Genomic DNA, 6,002 nt, shown 5'->3' on the forward strand with positions numbered 1-6,002 from the left:
GCCCCTCGACGGTGAACTGGCTCACGGTGGGCTGCACCGCGAACGTGGCTTCGGGCAGCATGACCTGCCCGCGCAGCGCCAGCGTGCCGCCGATGCGCGCGCGCTGCAGCTCGGGCAGGCTGGGCGCGAGCACGGCATACCAGCGGGCAATGGGCGCGTCCTTGATGTCGACGCTGAGCTGCAGGCCCTTGCCCTTGGGCACCAGCTGTCCTTGCCACTGGCCCTGGAGCACGGCGGCGGCCTCGGCGCTGCGCGGCGTGGCCTCGATGGTGCCGGCCAGCGTGTTGCCTTCGCGCTTCACGGTGGCGACCAGGCCTTCGAACACGATCGGCTGCGTGCCGAGCGCGGCAACCTCGGCGCTGCAGGGCGAGCAGCGCACTTCGAGCACGCCCGCCGCGTCCTTCCAGGCGAAGTGCAGGGAGCCGAAGCGGCTGTCGAATGAATGCCCGTCCAGCCGCGGCGCGAACCAGGACGACGTGGCCAGGCGCACCGCCGTGGGCACGCCCACCGCAAAGCGCAGCGGGCCGGCCTCGACCGTGGTGCTCCACTCCCCCGCGGCCGGTGCAAGCACCAGTTTTACTATCAGGAAGATAGCAACGCAGGTTGTCACGACAAGGGCCAGCAGCCCGTAGATCACGAATCGCAGAAACTGTTTCACAAAACTCTCATCACATCGGCCTCGCCACCGTCACAGCTTGCCACGGACCGCTCGAGCGTCCACTGGCCGCCGCCCAGTACCAGGCTGAAGTGTCGGTGAAAGCCGTGCCTTCGGCATCGACGATGCGCTCACAGACACGGATCTTTTGCGCACTGTGCCGTTGCGCAACAAAACAGCGCCACAGCCGCTCCTGCGCATCGCGTTCGAGCCGCGCCTGTTCGATGCGGAAACCCAGCGCGCGGTAGCAGTCGGCCGCCGGATGCAGCATGCGCGTGGGGGCGTTCACCGCGCGCATCACGATGGTCTGCGTGCCGTTGGTCATGCGGCCGATGGCGCCCGGAAAACGGTCGGCAAAGCGCTGCTCGACGTCGCCGAGCGCCAGCGGCCGCAGTGGAACGCCGTCCCACTGGCTCGGCCATTCGTGCGAGGCCATGGCCATCGAGGGTTCGGGCGGCGCACGCAGCGCCGCCGCGGTCGACCACAGCATGCACAGCAGCATCAGGAGCGCAAAGGCGGTCTTGTGGCCGATGCGGTTGATGAAATGGTTGGCAAACAGGACTTCAAAGAACCGTGTCGACATGGCGGCCTCCTTGCGTGGTGATCAGGCCCGGGATCGGCCGGTCGGCGAACGCGGGCTCGGTGCGCGCCGGCACCATCAGGCGGGCGATGCCGCCGCACACCGCGGCCAGAATCAACAGCCCGAGCAGGTTGTGCGCCCAGGGCGCGAGCGGATGGCCCGCGCCTTCGAACGCGATCAGCATGCTGTTGCGCAGGATGTTGCCGCCCAGCACCATGAGGCCGACCATCGGCAGCCGGCGCAGGAAGCCGCGGTCGCTCCGGCGGGCCCAGAGCGCCACCGCGCAGGCCGTGAAGTAGCCGAGCCACACCATCTGCACGCCCGAGCACGGCGCGTCGACGATCACCAGCCGGCCATCGACCACCAGGCTGCTTCCCTCGCGCGCCACGCTGAAGCCCGGTGCCAGCAGCCAGCGGCTCGCCTCGGCCGTGACCACGCGCAGCGGATAGCCCGCATAGAACTGCAGCGACGACAGCAGCGGCAGCGCGAGCACCGCCAGGCCGGCCACCGGCAGCGCGGCCACGCGCCGCGGCAGGAAGGCCAGCAGGCCGCAGGCCAGTGCCAGCACGGCCACCAGGCCCGTGGCGAGCGGCGGCAGCGCGGGCAGGGCGCCGAGCCCCGTGCGCAGCGCGGTCGCCAGCACGGTGCCGGCGCCTGCCAGTGCCAGCCAGCCCAGCTGCGGCGCAGCGCGCAATTCGCGCCGGCAATGCCAAGCCAGCGCGGCCAGGGCAGCCAGCGCCAGCAGGCCCAGCGGATCGTCGGAACCGTCGCGCAGCCGCCGGGCCATCCAGGCCCAGGTCGGCGCAAGCGCGGCGAATTGCAGTGCGAGCCAGCCGGCAGCCGGTGCGCGGTCGACGTGGATGCCCCAATCCACGATGCGCGGATGGCGATGGGCGAGTGCGGCCAATGACATTTTTTCTTTTCCCCTGGCTCAGGCCGTGAAGCGGCGCGGATCGTTGCGGCGCGCGCGGCGGCGCAGCATCGCGAGCATCGACAGCACCACGGCAATCGCGCCCAGCGTCTCGGGTTCCGGCGTGCTCGGCACCTCGGCGCCGAGTGCGAGTTCGCTCACGCCCTGCGGCAATGGCAGCGGCTGGTTCACGCCCACGCTGGTCTGCGGCGCGGGGTTGCGCACCACCTTGTCGACGGCGATGAAGCTGGTGTATTGGGTCAGCAGGCTGTACTTCAGGCCGAGTTCGGTGATGCGCTCCTTGAACGYGCTGCCGCCTTCGAGCGTTTCCTGGTCGCTCAGGCTCTGGATGCGGTGGCGCGCCCACAGCGTGCGCAGCGCGGCCGTGTCCTGGCGCAGCTGCGGGTCGATGCGCAGTTCCTGGCGGTACGGGCCGTTGGCGCCCTGGCCTTCGACGATCACGCGGCCCTTGGCCTTTCCTTCCGCGTCCGCGCGCCACTTGCCGAACACGATCACCGGGCGTTCGCCCAGCACGTCGGGCAGCGCCTGCGGCTCCACGTCGTACACGTCAAGCCCGCCGAAAGTCACCTTCACATTGGTGAGCACCGGCGACTCCACCATGCGGCGGAAGCGCGCGGCCTGCTCGGGCGCCTGGATCGGGTCGGTGATGATGAAGGGCTCGCCCATGCCGGCGCGCGCAATGCCTTCCATCAGGCTGCGGTTGACCGACGAACCGATGCCGAAGGCGAACACGTTGGCCTTCGAAAGGTTCTTGCGCACCAGCTCGAAAGCCTCGCGCTCCACGCTCACGTAGCCGTCCGTCACCAGCACCACGGTGCGCGAGACCTTCTCCTCCTTCGGCTCGGCGTAGACGCGCTTGAGCGCGGGAATCAGCTCGGTGCTGCCGCTGCCGCCGTAGTTCTGGATGGTGGCCAGCGCCTGCTCGATGTTGGCGCGCGTGGCCGGCACCGATCGGGGCGAGAGCATCTTGTTGCTGCCCGAGAACAGCAGCACGTTGAAGGTGTCGCTGGGCCTGAGGCCGCCAATCAGGCGTTCGAGCACCGTCTTGGCGGTGTCGAGCGGAAAGCCGTGCATCGACCCCGAGATGTCGACCACGAAGATGTAGTCGCGCGGCGAGATCGCGCTGGCGGCCACGGCCTTGGGCGGCTCGACCATCGCGAGGAAGAAGTTCTCGGCGCTGCCGTCGGTGTTCTGGCCCTTGTAGAGCATCAGGCCCGATTCGATCCTTTCGCCCGCAAGGCGGTAGTCGAGCACGAAGTCGCGGTTGTCCGCGGGCCGGCCATCGGCCGCGAGCAGGATGTCGGCGTGCCGGTCTTCATCGCTCTTCTTCACCTCGATGGTGTGGGACGAGGAGCGCACCTCCTTCAGCCCCATGGGCGTGTCGATGCTGGCCTTGAGCCTGAAGCTGGTGTTCGGCGCCACGTCCGCGCGCAGCGTGGGCTGCGCCACCCACTTGGCCTGGGCGTTCTCCGATTGCGGGCTGTTGTAGCGCGGGCCCACCACGGTGGGAAAGACGAACGCGTAGTTGCCCGACTGCGGCACCAGCAGTTCGGTATAGCGCAGCTCCACCTTCACGTCGTCGCCCGGCAGGATGTTGGCGACGTTCATCTGGAACACGTTGGGCAGGTGCTGCTCGAGCAGCGCGGCGGTCTTGCCTTCCTTCTTGGCGCTGTCGTATTCGATCTGCGCCTGCTGCTTCTCGCGGATCTGCGCGGTGATCAGCCGGTCGGCCAGGCGCACGTTGAGACCGCTGACCGCGGCCTTGGTCGAGCCCGGAAAAACATACTTCGCCTCGATGGCGCGCTGGCCTTCGTTGCGGTAGGTCTGCGTGACGGTCACGTCGGCAATGACGCCCGAGATCTTCACCGCCACCTCGGTGGCCTTGAGCGGCAGGCGGTCGACCGCGGGATCGTCGCTCTTCACGAAGAAGTACGGGCTCTCGGTCTTCAGCCGCGGGCCCGGTGCTTCCTGGGCATGCACGGGGTTGAGGCTGAGCGCGACGAAGCCCGCCGTGGCCAGGCTCACGGTGGCGAGCCAGAGCCAGCGGCCGGGACGGGTGGAGGTGTGGGCATCCATGGCGGTGTGGGTGTTGGTGTCCGTGCGAACTTGCACAGCCGCAACTGTCGGCACCGCGCGAGAAGGAAATTGGAAGGCTCCTTGAAGTCCGGCGCGTGGATGCGGCGTTGTGTGAAGCCTGTGTGAAGTCCGCCGGCGGCTGCGCTTCACACGCGCTTCGGATGGCGCAGCGAGCATCGCGGCTTCGACAACCGACGAGGAGAAAAAAACATGTTCCAGTTGCTGAAGGCCCTGCAGGGTTCGATGCTGGTCAAGGTGGCCGGACTGCTGATGCTCACGCTCCTGCTGTGCATTCCGCTGGCCGAGATCAATGCGATCAACCGCGAGCGCGGCAACAGCCAGCGCGAGGCGGCCGCGGAGCTCGCAGCCACCTATGCGGGCCCGCAGACCGTGGTGGGCCCGCTGCTGCTGGTGCCCTATGTGGAGCGCTGGATGGAGCCGGTGCGCAATGCGCAGGGCCAGGTGATCGGCCAGGAGGCGCGCAGCAAGGAAATGACCCATGTGGTGTTTCCCGACAAGCTGCACATCGAAGGTTCGATGGCACCGCACGAGCGCTACCGGGGCATCTTCAGGATTCCGTTCTATACGCTCAGCGCCACGCTGGGCGGCGGCTTTTCGGCCTTCGATCCCAAGTCGGTGGCGCACAGCGAAACCGATTCGCGCATCGAGTTCAAGGCACCGTTCGCCGTCTTCGGCGCGAGCGACCTGCGCGGGCTCGACGGTTCGCCTTCGATCGCGATGAACGGCGAGGCCTTGCGTTTCAGGCAGCGCGTGCCCGGCCTGGCGGATGACGCCCTGCTGGCCGACGGCATCCACGCACCGCTCACCGGCGCCGCGCTCGCTGCATGGGAGGCGAAGGCACCGCTGTCCTTCGAGATGAAGCTCGGCCTGGTCGGGCAGGACACGCTCTCGATGGTGCCGAGTGCCGAGGAGACCACCGCCCATCTGAAGTCGCCCTGGGCGCATCCGAGTTTCGGCGGCCGTTTTCTCGCCACCCAGCGCGAAGTGACGCCGCAGGGCTTCGATGCGCACTGGCGCGTGTCCTCGCTCGTGACCTCGGCGCGCGAGCAGGTGCGCGCCGGGCTGCTGGGCCGCGGCGATGCCGCCAGTGCCGCGACGGCGGCGGCCGTGGCTGCAACCAGCCATGCGCAGCGCAACCTCGGCCCGCTGCAGACCTTCGACGTGTCGCTCGCGCAGCCGGTCAATGTGTATTCGATGAGCACGCGCGCCGGCAAGTACGGCGCGCTCTTCATCGGCCTGGTGATCATGGCGGCCTTCATGTTCGAGCTGTTCCGCAGGCAGCGCATGCACCCGGTGCAGTACGGCCTGGTCGGCCTCTCGATCGCGCTGTTCTTCCTGCTGCTGCTGGCCCTGTCCGAGAAGCTGGCCTTCTGGCTGGCCTATGCCAGCGCGGCCGGCGCGAGCGTGCTGCTGCTGGGCATCTATTTCAGCGCGGTCTTGCAAAGCTGGACACGCGGCGCGGGCTTCGGGGCCTATGTCGCGGTACTCTATGGCGCGCTCTACGGCCTGCTGGCATCGGAAAGCAATGCGCTGCTGCTCGGCGCCCTGCTGACATTCGGCATGCTGACGGTGCTGATGCTCGCCACGCGCAAGGTCGACTGGTATGCGCTGTCGGCCGGGAACCCCCGAATGCCCGAGCCGGTCTTACCTGAGGCGGCCGCGTCCGTGTAACCAACGCTACGGACTGTTTTTTTCCTTACCTTTTTGCCACTGATTCCCATGGACGATTCTTCTCCCTC

At 68.2% G+C, this 6,002-nt stretch carries 4 protein-coding genes and 1 pseudogene; 1 reads left to right on the plus strand and 4 read right to left on the minus strand.

All coding sequences use genetic code 11. From position 1 onward, the window contains the following. The 4 genes and pseudogenes from AC1DOC_RS15800 to AC1DOC_RS15815 all read right to left on the minus strand — a co-directional run. Positions 1-658, minus strand: a pseudogene (locus AC1DOC_RS15800) (biosynthetic peptidoglycan transglycosylase); the annotation flags it as partial. Positions 659-668: 10 nt separating this feature from the next. Then, entirely contained in the window at positions 669-1,238 is a 570-nt protein-coding gene (locus tag AC1DOC_RS15805) for a hypothetical protein (RefSeq protein ID WP_436299150.1), read from the minus strand. Then, positions 1,219-2,148: an exosortase Q gene (gene xrtQ / locus AC1DOC_RS15810; RefSeq protein WP_436299151.1), complete on the minus strand. Its 930-nt coding sequence runs from the start codon at positions 2,146-2,148 to the stop codon at positions 1,219-1,221. Before xrtQ ends, AC1DOC_RS15805 begins: the two co-directional genes overlap by 20 nt. A gap of 18 nt (positions 2,149-2,166) precedes the next feature. Next, positions 2,167-4,242 (minus strand): VIT and vWA domain-containing protein, encoded by a 2,076-nt coding sequence (locus tag AC1DOC_RS15815; RefSeq protein ID WP_478130060.1) that lies wholly within the window; start codon positions 4,240-4,242, stop codon positions 2,167-2,169. A gap of 210 nt (positions 4,243-4,452) precedes the next feature. Between AC1DOC_RS15815 and creD the strand changes: the two genes are divergently transcribed. Then, positions 4,453-5,934, plus strand: a complete 1,482-nt coding sequence (creD, locus tag AC1DOC_RS15820; protein ID WP_436299153.1) for a cell envelope integrity protein CreD — start codon at positions 4,453-4,455, stop codon at positions 5,932-5,934. Positions 5,935-6,002 lie beyond the last annotated feature (68 nt).

It is taken from the genome of Variovorax sp. 01T439_2, assembly GCF_056398445.1.